This window comes from Rhodococcus sp. ABRD24 (genome assembly GCF_004328705.1).
GTDB lineage: Bacteria > Actinomycetota > Actinomycetes > Mycobacteriales > Mycobacteriaceae > Prescottella.
The window spans coordinates 2819236-2833917 of sequence record NZ_CP035319.1 but is presented as its reverse complement, the minus strand read 5'-3'; the positions used below and the strand labels follow the sequence as shown (position 1 = coordinate 2833917).

The following is a 14682-nucleotide window of genomic DNA, read 5'->3' as shown; positions in this document are numbered from 1 at the left end:
GAGCTCGATCAGAACGGGAGCAGGTGGTGCTTGCGCGGGTTCTTGAAGACCGTCTTGCCACGGAGCAGTGTGAGCGCCTTGCGGATCTCGAGTCGGGTGGTCGACGGCTCGATGACCGCGTCGACGTAGCCGCGCTCGGCCGCGATGTACGGCGTCGCGACATGCTCGTTGTAGAAGTTGATCAGCTGCGCCCGGACCGCGGGAGCGTTGTCGCCGGCAGCTTCGAGCTGACGGCGGCCGATGATGTTGACGGCGCCCTCGGCACCCATCACCGCGATACGGGCGGTGGGCCATGCGAAGTTGACATCGGCACCGAGCTGCTTGGAGCCCATCACCGCGTAGCCACCGCCGTACGACTTACGGACCACCACGGTCACCTTGGGGACGCTGGCCTCGACGTACGAGAACAGGAAGCGGCCGCCGCGCTTGATCACGCCGACCTTCTCCTGCTCCACGCCGACCAGGAAACCGGGGGTGTCGACGACGAACACCAGCGGAATGTCGTACGCGTTGCAGACCCGCACGAAGTGGGCGGCCTTGTCCGACGCCGCGGCGTCCAGCGCACCCGAGAGATGCATCGGCTGGTTCGCGACCACGCCGACCGGGTGGCCGTCGACCCGTGCATACCCGGTGATGATGTTGTGCGCGGACTGGCTGCGGACCTCGAGGAACTCACCGTCGTCGAAGATCCTGAGCAGGATGTCGTGCATGTCGTAGCCGGCGTTGTCGGCATCCGGCATGAACGTGTCGAGCGAAAGATCGTCCTCCGTGATCTCCGGCTCGAGACCCGGATTGATGATCGGGGGCTTCTCGGTGCAGCTCGACGGCATATAGCTCAGGTACTGGCGCGCGTACTCGAACGCGGCCTTCTCGTCGGCCGCGACGTGATGGATGTTGCCGTACTCGGCCTGGTTGCGGGCGCCGCCCAGCTCGTCGAGGCTGACGTCCTCGCCGGTGACCGACTTGATGACATCCGGGCCGGTGACGAACATGTACGACTCTTCGGTCGCGATCACCAGATCGGTGTTGATCGGCGCATACACCGCGCCGCCCGCGCATTTGCCGAGGATGATCGAGATCTGCGGGCACATACCCGACAGCGGCTCCTGGCGCCGACCCATCTCGGCGTACCACGCGAGCGAGGTCACCGCGTCCTGAATGCGCGCACCTGCGGACTCGTTGATGCCGACGACAGGGCAGCCGATCTTGATGGCAAAGTCGTTGACGGCGGCGACCTTACGTCCGAAGATCTCGCCTGCGGCACCGCCGAAAACGGTCTGGTCGTGCGCGAACACCGCAACCGGCCGGCCGTCGACCAGGCCGTGGCCGGTGACAACGCCGTCACCGTAAGGGTTGGAGATGTCGCCGGGCTGGCGGGCCAGCTGGCCCATCTCGACGAACGTGCCCGGATCGAGGAGCATGTCGATCCGCTCGCGCGGCGTCGGCAGGCCCTTGTCCTTGCGCTTCTGGATCGCTTTGGGGTTACCCGGGGCCTTCGACAGCTCGAGCTTTTCGTGCAGTTCCGCAAGCTTTTCTGCGGTGGTGGTGCTCACTCAGTTGCTCCGCTTCTCGATCTCGGCCAGCTTGTTCGACAGGTCCGCCCCGACCTTGGAGATGTAGGGCTCGTCGACGATCTGGATGTGGTCGCCACCGATGTGGACGACCTCCAGGTTCTTCGCCACGTCACCCCAGCCGCCATCGGGCCGACGCGTCCCGAACGAGGGCTCGAGGTTGATCGCGTCCTCGTGATATCTGTCCGCCATGTACAGCACGACGTCGCCGTCGTATTGCTGCGGGTCCGCAGTCTGGATGGCCCGATTGTCGAGCCACGACGTGCGCTGGTGCTCGATGATGCCGCCGGGGATCTTTGCGCCGCTCAGTCGCAGCAGGTCCATCAGGATCCCGATCTGCTCCTCGTCACTGCCCGCCGCGGCCAGCTGATCGAAGGGCAGCGGTGCGTCAACGCCGTACGTCTTCTTCGCGAACTCGGCGTAACGCTGCCAGCGGGCCCGGATCTCGTCCGGAGTGTTCTCGACCTTCTCGCCGGCCATGACAGTGTCGATCAGCCCGACGATGCGGACATCGGCACCCTGCTCTCGCAACAGGCGGGCGACCGCGTAGGCGAGCACGCCGCCGAGCGACCAGCCGGCCAGCACGTACGGGCCGTCGCCCTGGATCTCGCGCAGCAGCGGCACATAGGCCGCGGCACGCTCATCGATCGGACCCTCGACCCGTTCGAGGCCGAACATCGGGGTGTCCGCCGGCAACCGCTTGAGCAGCGGCTCGTACGCCACCGTCGAACCACCGGCAGGGTGGAACACGAACACCGGCACCGCATTCGAGCCCTCGGCGCGAGGACGCAGCGTGCGAACCAGACCGTCGATCTTCAAACCGTCCTCGAGATGCTGACGCACCGTCTCGGCCAACTGCTCGATGGTCTCGGCGTCGAAGACATCGTCGACGGTGATCTCGCCGCCGGACCGCTCGGTCAGACGGGCCGCCAACTTCTCGGCAGATTCGTCGTCCAGGATCGGCAGAGTCGCGAAGATGCTCTTCGCGGACTTGCCGGTGACCACCGCCCACGTCGCGAACGTCAGACGCTCGGCCGCATCACGCGGCGGCACATCGGCATCGCCGGACCCGACAGCCACATCCTCGATCTCGGCAGACTCCGAAATCTCCGGGGCCGCCGCCGAAACGGTCTCCCCGGCGTCCTTCTCCGCCTGCTGCTGTGCGGCCAGGGCCGCAACCTCCTCGCGGTTCTCGACCGCGTAGTGCAGGTACTTCGCGACGTCCTGCATGCTCGCGTCCTTGACGGTCGCCAGCTGCAACTGCGGGATGTCGAACTCGTACTCGACCCGGTTCTTGATCCGCACCGCCATCAGCGAGTCCAGGCCAAGCTCGACCAGCGGGATCTCCGCCGGCAGGTCCTCGGGCGAGTAGCCCATCGACTCCGCGACGATGATCGTCAGCCGGTTCTCGAGCGTCTGCGAGCTCTCGGGATCCCAACGGTCACCGAAGGTTTCGACGACCTCGTCCTGGACCTCGTCCGACACGGTGGCCGCGGAGGCCACCGCGATGACGGGCTCCGGCAGCGCCTCACCCGACGATACGACGGCGTCGAGCAGCAGCACGAAGCCGAGCCCGTTGGAATCCCCACTCGCCTGGCCCTTGCCGTGCACCTGTATGGAGGCACCGCCGAGGTGCGGCACGAGTGTCGTGGTGACGGTGCCGGTGGACGGGACGTCCCCGTGCGCAACAGCACCGGTGAGGACGACGTCCGCGAGCACCTGCGACGCGGCGGCGGTGACGAGCGCATTCAGGTCCGAGACTGCGGACGCCTGCACCTCCCAGGCGTGGCGGCCGTCCGGCAGCGCAACATGCGAGCCCGGGATCCGGCCGTTGCCGCTCGACGAGACACGCGCGTCGATCCAATGCCGCTTGCGCAGGAATGCGGTGCGCGGCAGGTCGGCGTAGTCACCGGTGGGCAGCAACGACGGCAGATCAACCTTGTGTCCGTAGACGTAGAGCTGTGCAAGGGCGGTGAGCACGCCGAGTGGCTCGTCCTCCTTGCGCTTGAGCGTCTGGATCAGCTGAGTGTCTGCGACACCAGCGGCCCACGCGGTGGCCGCGACGGACATCAGAGTCACCGGATTGGGCGCGAGCTCCACGAACGTGGTGTGCCCGGCGTCGACTGCCGCCTTGACGGCGTTGGTGAAGTAGACGCTGTGCCGCAGACCCTTGGTCCAGTACTCGACCGGATGAATCGGGCTGTGACCCGCGCGGTAGAAGGTGTCCTGGTCCACCGACGAGTACTGCCCGACCTGGAGCTTGTGCGGCTCGATACCGGCCAGCTCGGCCGCCAGCTCGCCGAGCAGCGGATCGACCTGCGAGGTGTGGCTGGCGCCCTTGGTCTGCAGGACTCGGGCCATCTTCTCCTCGGCCTCGGCGCGCGCGACGATCGCGTTCACCTCGGACTCGGGGCCACCGATGACGGTGTGCGTGGGTGCCGCGTAGACGCAGACCTCGAGGTTCGGGAAGTCCGGCAGGACCGTCTCGATCTCGTCGGCCGAGTACTCGACGAGCGCCATCAGGCGGATGTCGTCGCCCTCGAGCAATCCCTCGGCCTCGCCCATCAGGCGCGAGCGGGAGCAGATGACGCGGACGGCGTCCTCGAGCGACAGCCCACCCGAAACGTACGCGGCCGCAGCCTCGCCCATCGAGTGACCGACGAGCGCGGTCGGCTCGGCGCCGTGATGACGGAGCAGCCGTGCCAGACCGACCTGGATCGTGAAGATGCCGACCTGCGAGGTCTCGACGTCGTAGTCGACCGAATCGTCGAGGAACTTCTCCTTCATGGAGTAGCCGGCCTCGTCCTCGATCAGCGCGTCGACCTCGTCGACCGCCGCCGCGAAGACCGGGTTCTCGAGATACAACTGCTTGGCCATCTTGCGGTGCTGCGAACCGAAGCCCGAGAACACCCAGACCGGGCCCTTCGCGGCCGGTCCGTCCGCGGACAACACGCCTGGGCCGGGCTTGCCGGCGGCGACGGCACGCAGGCCCGAGATGGCTTCGGCACGATCCTTCGCGATGACGACGGCACGGGAGCGGCCGTGGTTGCGCTTGGCGAGCGTGCGCGCGACGTCGGCGAGCGGAGTACGGCTGCCCTCCTCCGTCTCGAGCCAGTTCGCGAGGTCCTCGGCGGCACGGCGACGGCGCGACGGCATCGATGCCGACACCGGCAGCACCACCGCGGTCTCGGCAACCTGCACGGCATCGTCGAGACCCACCGATTCGGCAGCCTCGGCGAGCATCCGCTCGGCCTCGGCCTCGATGGTGGTGTTCTCGTGGTCCAGGTCGATCTCGAACTCGGCCGGGGCAGCCTGCTCCGCAACCTTGACGTACTCGCGCACCACGACGTGCGCATTGGTGCCACCGAACCCGAAACCGGACACGCCCGCAACGGCCTTGCCGCTGTAGCGCGGCCACGCCGTCGGCTCCGGGATCACCCGCAAATGCGCCTTGTCGAACTGGATGTACGGGTTGGGGCCCGCGTAGTTGAGCGACGCCGGGATGACATCCTCCCGCAGCGCCAGCACGACCTTGATCAGGCCCGCGGCGCCCGCGGCGGCCTCGAGGTGACCGAAGTTGGTCTTCGCCGAGCCGAGCAGAGCTGGCTTGTCCTCGTCGCGGCCGCGGCCGACGACGCGTCCGAGCGCGTCCGCCTCGATCGGGTCGCCCAGGATCGTGCCGGTGCCGTGCGCCTCGATGTAGTCGACATCCGACGGGACGATGCCCGCGTCGCGGTAGGCATGCCGCAGGCAGTCGGCCTGCGCGTCCGGGTTGGGCGCGAGCAGTCCGTTGGACCGACCGTCCTGGTTGACAGCGGTACCCGCGATGACCGCGAGGATGTCGTCACCGTCGCGCTCGGCGTCCTCGAGACGCTTGAGTACGACGACACCACCGCCCTCGGCGCGGACAATGCCGTTCGCGTCGGACGAGAATGCCTTGATCTTGCCGTCGGCGGTGAGGACGCCGCCCTCATCGAAGCCGAGCGTCGCGGGCGGCGCGAGCAGCATGTTCACGCCACCGGCCAGCGCGATCTCGGACTCTCCGGACCGCAGGCTCCGCACCGCCTGGTGCACCGCGACCAGCGACGACGAGCACGCCGTGTCGAGAGCGATGGACGGGCCGCGGAAGTCGTAGAAGTACGAGACTCGGTTCGCGACGATGGCGGTCGACGTACCGGTCAGCGCGTACGGGTGCGCCGACGCCGGATCACTCACAGCAATCAGCTGGTAGTCGTTGGCCGACGAACCCAGGAAGACACCGACCTCGCGGCCTTTGAGCTGGTTTGCGGGGATGTGGGCGTGCTCGAGTGCCTCCCACGTCAGCTCCAGCGCGAGCCGCTGCTGCGGATCGACGTTCTGGACCTCGAGCGGCGACATCGCGAAGAACTCTGCGTCGAAGCCCTGCACATCGTCGAGATAGCCACCCTTGGTGGCAGCATTCTCGACGGCAGCCGCCACCACCGGGTCGGCGGTGAACTCGGACCAGCGGCCCTCGGGCAGATCGGTGACCGCATCACGGCCCTCGATCAGCAGCTTCCACATTTCCTGCGGGGTGTGCCCGGTGCCCGGGAATCGCGATGCCATACCGACGATCGCGATGTCGTGGGACTGTCCGGCCGGGAAGCCACCTCGGTAGTACGCGGCGTCCTCGCCGTCCGCAGGCAGATCCGGTTCGCCCTCGATGATGCGCATGGCCAGCGAGGCGATGGTCGGATGCTGGTACACGACCGTGGCCGACAGGGTGACGCCCACGAGATCTTCGATCTCACCCGAGAGAGCGACCGCGTCACGGGAGGAGAGCCCGAACTCTTCCAGCGGCCGATCGTCGGAGATCGCCGAGGCCGGTTGCCCGGTGGCCTCTGCGATCCAGTTGCGCAGCCATTCGCGCAGCTGCGCGACCGTCATCTCGTGTTCAGCCATCAAATCACCAAGCTACCCGTCAGGAAAGGACTAGTCGGAAACGCTATCGGGGAAAGCGGTCTGGGCGTGACCGCCACGCAGCGTTCCCTCGATGTAGCTCGCCTTGCAGGCACGACGCGCCAGCTTTCCGCTCGACGTACGTGGAATCGACCCGGCCGGCACCAGCAGCACATCGCGCGCGGTGACACCGTGGCGGGACGAGATGGCGGCGCGCACGGTATCCGCGATCGGCTGCGGATCAGCCTTGCCGGCGCCCGGCGCCCGCTCGGCGACGATCACCAACTGCTCCGACGCATCGTCCTGGTCGAACTGCAGACCCGAGTGGGAGTTCTCGAACACAACGGTCGGCAGCTGGTTCGCGGGAACCGCGAACGCAGCGATGAAGCCGGGACGCAGCGCCGGGCTGGCCTCCTGCGCCGAGTACTCGAGATCCTGCGGGTAGTGGTTGCGACCGTCGACGATCACCAGGTCCTTGACCCGACCCGTGATGTACAGCTCGCCGTCGACATAGACGCCGTAGTCGCCCGTGCGCAACCAGTTGCCGTCGTCCGGCGCGCCTTCGGCCTCGCTGTTCTCCGGCAGACGATTCAGCAGCTTGTTGTGGAAGGTCTCGGCGGTCTCCTGCTCACGGCCCCAATAGCCCTGACCGATGTTGTCACCGTGCAGCCAGATCTCGCCGACATGGCCCTCGGCGCACTCGGTGGAGGTCTCGGGGTCGACGATCGCCGCCCACTGGCTGCGCGAAACGTGGCCACACGCAACCTGCGCGACCGCACCGGGCGCATCCTGATCGACGCGAACCATGCGACCGCCGTTGAGCGCGTCACGGTCGACATAGATGACCTTGGCCTCATCGCTGTGCTTGGTGGTCGAGACGAACAGGGTCGCCTCGGCCATGCCGTACGACGGCTTGATCGCGGTCTTGGGCAGTCCGTACGGGGCAAACGCCTCGTTGAACTTGCGCATCGACGACACCGTCACCGGCTCGGAGCCGTTGATCAGGCCGATCACATTGCTCAGGTCGAGGGACTCGCCCTCCTTCGGCAGGCCGCGCACGGCAGCGTGCTCGAAGGCGAAGTTGGGAGCTGCCGCGAAGGTGCCCGCACCGTCGGTGACGGCCGCAAGTTCCTTGATCCAGCGGTACGGACGCTGTACGAACGCCCGCGGGCTCATGATCGTGATGTACTGTCCGCCGAGCGCGGGCACGATCACTGTCAGCAGGCCCATGTCGTGGTACAGCGGCAGCCATGTGACACCGCGCGAGTGCTCGGTGAGTTCGAGCGAATCGACCATCTGCAGAACGTTGGTGCCCACCGCGCGATGGGTGATCTCCACTCCGGCCGGAACACGAGTCGAGCCGGAGGTGTACTGCAGATACGCGATGTCGTCGAGGCCGACGTCCGGACGGACCCAGGTCTCGCCGACGCTGTCCGGGATCGCGTCGACCGCAATGATGCGCGGCCGCTTCGCCGCAGGCAGTGCCCGGAAGAACTGACGAACACCCGCGGCCGAGGACGTCGCGGTGAGGATCGCGGCAGGCTCGCAGTCGCCGAGAACCGCGTGCAGACGGTCGGTGTGACCAGGCTCGTCCGGATCGAACAGCGGAACCGCGATCCTTCCGGCGTGGATCGCAGCAAAGAAGGAAATGACGTAGTCGAGGCCCTGTGGGGCGAGAATCGCCACCCGGTCGCCGGGCTCGGTCACCTGCTGCAGGCGAGCAGCGACCGCACGCAGACGCAACCCGAACTGGCCCCAGGTCAGCTCGTGGGCCTCACCGTCACGCTCACGCGAGTAGTCGATGTAGCGATATGCCAGATCTCCCGCGTTGTTGCGTGTGTGCTCGTCGACATAGTCCACCAGCGTGTGCCCCGGTGTGAGCCGGATATGGCCCTGTTCGTCGAGGTAGTCGTCGAACAATGCGTTCATTCCTTCTCCTGTCGAAGCGATCACACAACCATCAACCGGCATGGTTGCGCCCCAGACTTCCTTCGCCGCGCGGATTCATTGCTTGTCACTGCTTGACACTGCTTGTCACTACTTGTCGTTACTGGCAGTTGCATACTGTCGCCCGCGGCCACCTGGTCATTTGTAGCCACTTGCAACATGCGGGACGTGGACGACACGCCTACGCGTCTGTCCATCGACTCGAAACCAGCAACATGTTACAGATGCGCATCTGTTACTCGTCTCGGAGCAGCGGGATCACCGGCGCAAAAGCTTCCATCTGGGTCGGGAAGACGCCCACATATGACATCGACGTCTTCTCCCGCACGTTACGGATCTGGTCCGCGATCTCCTCGTGGGACCCGATCGCGAGGTAGGGCGAGTTCAAGATCTCCTCGACCGAAAGCCTGGCGTCCACCTCGATGTTCGGTGGGAAACCCTGGTCGAGCGCCGCCAACGCCATCTCGGCCGCCTGCTCACGGTCGTCAGTGACGAGGATCATCGTGATGGTCCAGTTGAGTTCGATGTCATCGAACCGGGTTCCCGCGGCTTCCCGGATCCGCTCGACACGCTCGATGGTCTTCTCCATCGTGATTCCCGACAGCAGCAGGCGACCGTCCGCGCTCGTCGGGGTCGCGACCGAGATCACATCGGCATACTTTGCCGCCAACGCCAGCATCTTCGGGCCACCGCCACCGACGGCGATCGGGGGCCGCGGACCCTGCCGCGGACGCGGGCTGCCCTTGAGTCCGCGGATCTGATAATGCTTGCCCTCGAAGTTGCATTCCTGACCACGCAGCAGCGTGTCCAGGATCTGCAGCGATTCTTCGAGTTTCGCGATCCGGACTCCCGGGCGCTCGTACTCGATGCCGCCCTTGTCGAACTCTTCCTTCATCCAGCCGGCACCGATACCGAGCTCGAGACGCCCACCCGACAGCACATCGATGGTTGCTGCGTCCTTCGCGAGGACGGCCGGATGCCGGAAGCCGTTCGCGAGGACGGCAGTCCCGAGCCGAATCTTGTCGGTGGCGACCGCGAGCGCACCGAGCGCCGCAATGGGACCGACCTGGTTGCCGAGATGATCGGGAATCATGAAGCTGTCGTATCCCAGCTCCTCCGCCTGCTGCGCCAGCTTGATGAATCGACGGGCACCGCCCTCTTCGGCGTTACCTTCGCCACCGGCCGCGAACCGGAACTTACGCGGCACTCGGGGATCCGAGTTGTCGGTGGAACTCATCAAAGCCTTCTTCCTCAGTTCACGCATGCGGAAACGGTGGAACCCTGTCGGTCAACAACCCACCAGCATAGGGATTCGCAAGCGCAACCCGTAATCGGGGCACGAGGACGGACACTACCGGCCGGATATGCCATCCGGAGCCGCATCGACAGACCCGATCGGCACGATTGGCTACTACTCGATTCGCTACTACTCGTGTGCCGGCGTCGGCGCGGACTCGATCTTCCCGGTGGCCCAGCCCGTGATCCACTGAGTTGCAGTGGTCCCGTTGCCGTCGACGACGAACGAGTTGTACAGCGCGTGAACGGGATTGTTGTAGTACTCGCCGAGACGGGTCGCGCTACCGAGCAGATTGCCGAACTTGAGCGCTTCCGCCGGGGCGTCGCAGATGCCGTCGCTGGGGGCGCATATCTGCACCGTCCGGTCACCGAGTGCACCGAAGCCTCCTGGGCGTGCACCGGTCATCGTGATGCCGGGGATCTTCAGGCCCGCGAGCGATAGTTCGGCGCCGACGCCCGCAACAGGCGGGCCGATCGTGGGTGCCGCTGCCGGATCCCGACGACCGTCCGCGATCAGGCCTACCCCGAGCACCCGATCCGCCGGCACCGGGCCGTCGCCCATGCCGATCCGCGCTGCGATGTCACCCGCGATAACCGCACCCTGAGAGAAACCGGTGAGCAGGTAGGTCGTCAACGGACACTCGGCATGCCGACGACTCATGACGTCGGTGGCAGCCGTGGTGCCGGCGGCGCGGGAGTTGTTGTACGACTCCTGACCGTCCGGCGGGAGCGCGATCGGATTCGAAAACTGCGCAACATACGGGACCGTGTAGACATCCGCGCGCTGTGGCGAGAACTCCGCCTGCAGCGGTCGTGTGACGTTGAGCATCAGTGACGCCGGATTCGCCGTCGGGTTGTATGGGTCGTCCGACGCGCTGGACTCCCATGTGCCGGGAATCGCGATCACCTGGACGTCCGGACAGTCGGCGGGCTGCGCGCTGGGCGGCGTCGGCCCGGGCGGCGTAGGAGCCGGAGGCTTAGGGACCCGACCGGCCATCATGTACCAGATCGCCAACACGACCAACAACAGGACCAGCATCGCCGCCAACACGGCGACCATGCCGAACCTACGCCGTCCCTGCGACTTCCGCGCTCCGCTAGCTCTCGTCATGTGCCGGTACTACTTGCAGTACTGAGCCTGTGCAACGCGGATGTAGACCTGCGCGTTCTTCGCGGCCTGGTCCGCCGACAACTGCTGCCCTGCGGCGGTTGCCTCACTACCCACAGCAGCTGTCACGAATGTCGTGACTTCCCCGGGAGAGCTGCCCTGCTGCTGCGCCGCGCAGATGTAGTCGGCCGTGGAGATCGCGATGACCCCGCCGGCCGCGGGCGTGATGCCCTCCTTCTGCAGCGCGTCCAGGAACGCCTGACCCCGCGGACTCAACGGGATCTCGGTGGGGCCGGGGAAATCGCTGGGCAGCGCCTGCGGCTCCTCGACCGGGGCGGTGGCCGCGTCCCCCGCGACCGTGACAGGCGGGGCCGCCGGCGTCTGCGATGCCCCACTCTTCACCGCGGCAGAGGTCGTAGGCGAGGCGGACGACGACGTCGGACTGCCGGTCGCCGACGAGTCGTCACTGCCACACGCCGCCAGCAGGCCGCCGGCGACGAGCGTCAGGGCACTGACAGCCACGGTGCGGCCGAGCACGGAACGGGTGCGGGAGAAGTGCGGCATATCAGTCCTTGCGTTTGCTGGTGTCGTGTCGACTACGAACCGGTATCGACTCTTCGAACAGGCTACAGATGCCGTGCGGGCGGTGACCGGATCGTGGATCCTGTCACCGCCCGCACGGAGTCGGCTCACAATCAGCGGATGTCGGCCTTGCCGTCCCTGATGGTGATCACGCCACGCTGGAACCGCTGTTCCACACCACCCGGAACGTCGAACTGATCACTGATCGGGAAGCCGATGCGACCGTTCTCGTAGTCGACGGACTTCCAAGCGTCGAAGATCGGGCCGTTCTTGACCGACCAGGCGCCGGTGCCCGGGCTCCAATAGATGTTGCCGTTCTGGAACTGGTTGAACCGGCCGTTGTCCTTGACCTTGATCTCACTGGTCTGAGGGAAGCCGAGCCACCCGTTCTCCCAGTTCAGTTCGCCGTACTTCTTCATGATCATGCCCTGGACGGCGTTCGCGCCGGTCTGCGGACTCCAGTACATGGCGCCGATCTCGAAGCCCTGCACCAGACCGTCCTTGCCAGGGGTCTTGATCTGATCCGCGGTCGGGTAACCCAGCGGACCCTTCTCGTAGCCCTGCTTGGCCCACTCGTCCTTGATCGCACCGCTCACGGCATATCCACCGGTCTGCGGGGTCCAGTAGATCGAGCCCTTCTGGAAGTGGTTGAACCGGCCACGACCGTCGGGGGTTCCGAGCTCACCGGTGGTCGGGAGACCGAGGACTCCGCCGGGTCCCCCGGCGTTCTGGTAGGCGCCGCCGACCCGGCCGGCCACAGCATGGGTGCCGGTGGGGTTGCTGAAGAAGATGCGGCCGAAACGGTAGTCCTGGGCGATGCCACCCGGAACCCCGTACTCACCCGTCAGGCAGTCGCCGATCCACGGGCTCGAGTTCGCGACACCGGCAATGGCACCACCCGGGGCGCAAGCCGGCTTGTCAACCTCGACACCGAGCGTGGTGGCGAGCTGCGGCCACAACTGGTGCAGCTCGAACTGCCAGTACGGCCACGTGTGTGTGCCCGACGGGCGGTAGTTGACCGTCGCGGGGATACCGAGCTTGCGAAGCTTGGTCGCGAAGGTCTGCGACGTCAGCCGCGACAGGATCTCGAGACCCATGCCCGCGTAGTTGGTGCTGATACCCGGGATGCCGGACGGCTGATCGTACGGCCCGGTGGTGCCGCTGCCACTGGAGATGTAAAGGCTGACGCCCTTGAGCTTGTCGGCGAGCAGATACGGATCGTGCGCAGCCCACGCGTCATTGGTGGGGTTGCCCCACATTGCACCGGCGTCGAATCCGCCAGCGTCACTCATCGCGAACGAGATGGCCTGCGGCATACCGAGTGTGGTGGTGGTGAGGATGCCCGACAGCGAACCGGCGAACTTGAAGAAGCCCTGGTTCCGTGCCGCCAGCATCATCGCGGACGTGCCGCCCATGGACAGACCGACGACGCCTCGCGTCTGCGTAGTCCGCCAGCTGCTCTCGAGAACCGGCGGAAGTTCCTTGGTGAGGAACGTCTCCCACTTGTAGTTCTGCCCGTTGTTCTGGTCGAGCCAGTCGGCATAGAAGCTGGACTGACCGCCGATCGGGAGCACGACGTTGACGTTCTTGTCCGCGTAGAAAGACTCCGCGTCACTCTCGAGCGTCCAGCCGTTCTCATCGTCCCGCGCGCGCATGCCGTCGAGCATGTAGACGACGGGGAACTTAGCCTCCGGCTTGGCATTCCAGTCGCGAGCCAAGAGCAGCTGGATCTGGATCGGGACACCCATCGACGGCGAGTTGACCCACAGGGCCACACGGCGATCGGTGATCCAATCGACCTTCTGGACGGTGCCCGGCGGCCCCGACTGCACGGTCGAGGGTGATCCAGGGGTGCCGATCGACTGAGCGGTGGCGATGCCACCAGAGGTCAGCCCCGCTGCGATCGGCATTACGAGCGCCGCGGCCACCAGGCCGAGGGCACGCCTCCGCCAGCCTCCGCCCGCTCTATCTCGGCGCTCGGGCCGCTCGAGACCTACTCGCATCGGACCAACTCTCCTTCGTCACAGCGGACTCCCCCGCCGTTCATGGGACAGAACTTCGCTTCCTTACTACACGAAGGAAGCGTCCAAACAGGTGTGCCGCGCTGGTATGGGTGGTGCATTTGTGAAACTGGGCGGGCGGACGCGGGGTCCTCCCAAGGTCCGAAATGCCATCCCCCGCAACCGCGGAGGGCGCGGGGCGAGCATCTCGAGTTCAGGTCGTGATCCCAGGTCACCAAGCTTTGAGGGTGTCCAGGATCTGGCCGCGAGCCTGCCACAACTCGGCAGACCAGTAAGCCCACGAGTGGGTGCCGTTGGCCGGGAAGCTGAAAGTGGCCGGGATCTTCAGCGTCGCCAGTCGCAACTGGAAGGCGCGAGTATTGATCAGCGACAACGCCTCGAGACCCATTGCGTTTGTCGTGTTGAAGTAGTCGATGGCCTTCCGCGGTTTGTCGTACTGACCCGGCAAGCCGCTGGCTGCCGAGATGTACAACGACATGCCCTCGAGCTTGGGCGCGAACACGAACGGGTCGTTTCGCAGCCACTCCTTGCTCCACGGCGGGCCCCACATGGAGTCGACATTGAAGCGGCCGGCGTCGAGCATCGCGATGCGGATGGCCTCGCGCATACCGGGTGCGGAGATGTTCAGATAGCCGGAGAGCGATCCGGCGAACTTGAACTGATCACGGTGGTAAGCGGCCAGCGTCAGTGCGGCCGAGCCACCCATCGACAGACCGAGCACACCGTTGTTGCTGCGTGAGACGCCGCGGGTCTCGAGATAGGCGGGCAGCTCCTGGGTAAGGAACGTCTCCCACTTGTAGGTGACCTGCTGGCCGTTGAAGTTACTGGGCGCGTACCAGTCCGAGTAGAAGCTGGACTGACCGCCGACCGGCATCACGAGCGTGAGATTGTCGTGGCGGTACTGATCGAGCGCATTGGTCTCATAGGTCCATGCGTTGCGGTCGCTGCGTGCGCGCAGTCCGTCCAGCAGGTACAGCGCCGCGTTGCCACCACGGGACGCCCACTGGATCTGGACCTTGATCGGGCCCATGCTCGAATCGACGAAGACTTCCTCGTAGCCACCTGCGGGGGCGCGGTGCGCGACCGGTGCAGCAGAGGCTGCAGCGGTCCCGGCGATCCCGGCGACCACCGGCAGAACGAGCGCTGCAGCGGTCACGCCGAGTGCACGCCGCTTGAGACGCTGCAACAGCCTTGGTCGAGCTAAACGCATGAACACTGCTCTCTTTCTTCATCTCCGGCA

General features: G+C 66.1%; 8 protein-coding genes. All 8 read right to left on the bottom strand.

Features of this window, described 5'->3' with window-relative positions:
- Positions 1 to 8: 8 nt before the first annotated feature.
- On the bottom strand, positions 9 to 1553 hold the full coding sequence (locus ERC79_RS12480; protein ID WP_131578599.1) for an acyl-CoA carboxylase subunit beta: 1545 nt from the start codon (positions 1551 to 1553) through the stop codon (positions 9 to 11).
- Positions 1554 to 6476 carry a polyketide synthase Pks13 gene (gene pks13 / locus ERC79_RS12475; RefSeq protein WP_131581049.1) on the bottom strand — a complete coding sequence of 1641 codons (4923 nt, stop codon included), beginning with the start codon at positions 6474 to 6476 and terminating at the stop codon, positions 1554 to 1556.
- 45 nt (positions 6477 to 6521) lie between these two features.
- Positions 6522 to 8417 carry a long-chain-fatty-acid--AMP ligase FadD32 gene (gene fadD32 / locus ERC79_RS12470; protein WP_131578597.1) on the bottom strand — a complete coding sequence of 632 codons (1896 nt, stop codon included), beginning with the start codon at positions 8415 to 8417 and terminating at the stop codon, positions 6522 to 6524.
- Positions 8418 to 8670: 253 nt separating this feature from the next.
- Positions 8671 to 9672 carry an LLM class F420-dependent oxidoreductase gene (locus tag ERC79_RS12465; protein WP_131581047.1) on the bottom strand — a complete coding sequence of 334 codons (1002 nt, stop codon included), beginning with the start codon at positions 9670 to 9672 and terminating at the stop codon, positions 8671 to 8673.
- 189 nt (positions 9673 to 9861) lie between these two features.
- Positions 9862 to 10842, bottom strand: coding sequence for a cutinase family protein (locus ERC79_RS12460; RefSeq protein ID WP_131578595.1), 981 nt, complete (start codon positions 10840 to 10842; stop codon positions 9862 to 9864).
- Positions 10843 to 10851: 9 nt separating this feature from the next.
- Positions 10852 to 11403: a DUF732 domain-containing protein gene (locus ERC79_RS12455; protein WP_131578593.1), complete on the bottom strand. Its 552-nt coding sequence runs from the start codon at positions 11401 to 11403 to the stop codon at positions 10852 to 10854.
- A 131-nt stretch (positions 11404 to 11534) separates the two neighbouring features.
- Positions 11535 to 13424 (bottom strand): alpha/beta hydrolase-fold protein, encoded by a 1890-nt coding sequence (locus ERC79_RS12450; RefSeq protein ID WP_131578591.1) that lies wholly within the window; start codon positions 13422 to 13424, stop codon positions 11535 to 11537.
- 229 nt (positions 13425 to 13653) lie between these two features.
- On the bottom strand, positions 13654 to 14652 hold the full coding sequence (locus ERC79_RS12445) for an alpha/beta hydrolase family protein (RefSeq protein WP_131578589.1): 999 nt from the start codon (positions 14650 to 14652) through the stop codon (positions 13654 to 13656).
- Positions 14653 to 14682: the final 30 nt, after the last annotated feature.

Excerpts from the sequence above, each read along its gene's own strand:
- ERC79_RS12455 (WP_131578593.1), bottom strand. The coding sequence starts at position 11,403 with ATGCCGCACTTCTCCCGCACCCGTTCCGTGCTCGGCCGCACCGTGGCT.
- ERC79_RS12465 (WP_131581047.1), bottom strand. The coding sequence starts at position 9,672 with ATGAGTTCCACCGACAACTCGGATCCCCGAGTGCCGCGTAAGTTCCGG.
- fadD32 (WP_131578597.1), bottom strand. The coding sequence starts at position 8,417 with ATGAACGCATTGTTCGACGACTACCTCGACGAACAGGGCCATATCCGG.
- ERC79_RS12445 (WP_131578589.1), bottom strand. The coding sequence starts at position 14,652 with ATGCGTTTAGCTCGACCAAGGCTGTTGCAGCGTCTCAAGCGGCGTGCA.
- ERC79_RS12460 (WP_131578595.1), bottom strand. The coding sequence starts at position 10,842 with ATGACGAGAGCTAGCGGAGCGCGGAAGTCGCAGGGACGGCGTAGGTTC.
- pks13 (WP_131581049.1), bottom strand. The coding sequence starts at position 6,476 with ATGACGGTCGCGCAGCTGCGCGAATGGCTGCGCAACTGGATCGCAGAG.
- ERC79_RS12450 (WP_131578591.1), bottom strand. The coding sequence starts at position 13,424 with ATGCGAGTAGGTCTCGAGCGGCCCGAGCGCCGAGATAGAGCGGGCGGA.